Genomic DNA, 876 nt, shown 5'->3' with positions numbered 1-876 from the left:
TCAAGGATCTCGTTTTGATCGGCGTTGCGCTGTGGACGCTCGGCGACTCGCTCGCGGCTCGAAAAGCGTTCCCCTGAGCAGCTTTTTGGCCGACGCCAGCGTGTCGGCGTACGCGTCCGCGGTCAGGTTGGCCGACCGGTCCGTCAGCCCACGGGCCAGCGCGTAGATCGCGTTGACCGCGGCGCCCGGGTCGGTATCGGGCGACAGCGCTCCCCGCGCCTGAGCGTCCCGGACGATGTCATCGATGGTGTCGCGCAAGCCTTTTAGTCCGGCATGCCCGCGCATCGCGCGTTCGAACGCGGCCAGGTGCGGATACTCGCGCAGCAACCTGTCCAGCTCGTCCAGCATCGCCTCGAGGCGCTCGACGACGTCATCGGAATGCGCCGCGGCGGACCGCACCCGTGGCAACGCGATCTCGTCGATCTCCCGGACGGTCGCCGTGAGCAACTCGGACTTGTTCGGGAAATAGTGGTACAGGCTCGCGCTGGTGACGTCGGCCGTGCGGGCGATCTCCCGGATGGTCGCGCGCGAGTAGCCGACGCCGGCCACGCACCGCATGGTGGCGACGATTATCCGCTGGCGAGTCTCCTCGCCGCTGGCGCCGACCGGGCGACCTAGCATGCCGTCGAATATAATCGAACGATCAATTAATATCCGGTTCCTGCTCGGAGGTGCGCCCGCATGAACGCCGCGCGGTCGCAGTTGGGGCGCCCGGTAGGCGCCAGCGGCGAGCGGACCCGCGCTCGAATAATCACCGCGGCGATGCGCTGCGTGGGGGAGGTGGGCTACTCCCAGGCGACAATTCGGGAGATCGCCAAGGCTGCCGACATGACCAGCGCGAGCCTGTACCACTATTTCCCGAACAAGTCCGAGTTG

Annotated in this window: 2 protein-coding genes; one reads left to right on the top strand and one right to left on the bottom strand. The window is 67.0% G+C overall.

Going from position 1 to position 876, the window contains the following annotated elements; genetic code table 11:
* The gene (locus A5712_RS12720; RefSeq protein WP_068105108.1) at nt 1-621 is read right to left on the bottom strand and encodes a TetR/AcrR family transcriptional regulator; all 621 of its coding nucleotides are present in this window, start codon (nt 619-621) and stop codon (nt 1-3) included.
* A gap of 60 nt (nt 622-681) precedes the next feature.
* Between A5712_RS12720 and A5712_RS12715 the strand changes: the two genes are divergently transcribed.
* Nucleotides 682-876, top strand: a 195-nt coding sequence (locus A5712_RS12715) for a TetR/AcrR family transcriptional regulator (RefSeq protein ID WP_156766538.1), incomplete at its 3' end; no start/stop codon positions are given.

Source organism: Mycobacterium sp. E2327 (assembly GCF_001672675.1).
Lineage (GTDB): Bacteria > Actinomycetota > Actinomycetes > Mycobacteriales > Mycobacteriaceae > Mycobacterium.
The sequence above is the reverse complement of the archived record's forward strand: the minus strand, read 5'-3'. Positions and strand labels throughout refer to the sequence as shown.

Coding starts and splice junctions, on each gene's coding strand:
- A5712_RS12720 (WP_068105108.1), bottom strand. CDS start 621: ATGCTAGGTCGCCCGGTCGGCGCCAGCGGCGAGGAGACTCGCCAGCGG.